The organism is Adlercreutzia equolifaciens (assembly GCF_029076695.1).
Lineage (GTDB): Bacteria > Actinomycetota > Coriobacteriia > Coriobacteriales > Eggerthellaceae > Adlercreutzia > Adlercreutzia equolifaciens_A.
The window spans coordinates 1-288 of record NZ_JARFIK010000626.1; the positions used below are offsets into that span (position 1 = coordinate 1).

A 288-nucleotide genomic window follows, 5' to 3' on the forward strand; every position below is an offset into this window, starting at 1 on the left:
GTTGCAGAAAGGATTTAATAATATAGAGCAGAGTGATCCAATCTTCGCAGATTTGTTTACCGATATTGATCTGTATTCCAATCGATTAGGTGCAGGCGACCAAAAACAGAGTGATACAGTTGCAAGTCTTATAAAAGAAATTGATAAAGCGGATCTGTTAAATTCAGATGCGGAAATACTTGGAAATGCCTATGAATATTTGATCGGACAGTTTGCTTCTGAAACAGGAAAGAAAGCAGGAGAATTCTATACTCCGCAGGCTGTATCAAAGATATTAACAAAAATTGC

Annotated in this window: 1 protein-coding gene; it reads left to right on the forward strand. The window is 36.5% G+C overall.

The window, feature by feature from the left end; all coding sequences use genetic code 11:
* The coding region (locus PZH32_RS13885; RefSeq protein WP_275208854.1) for an N-6 DNA methylase at window positions 1-288 on the forward strand (288 nt) is incomplete at both ends.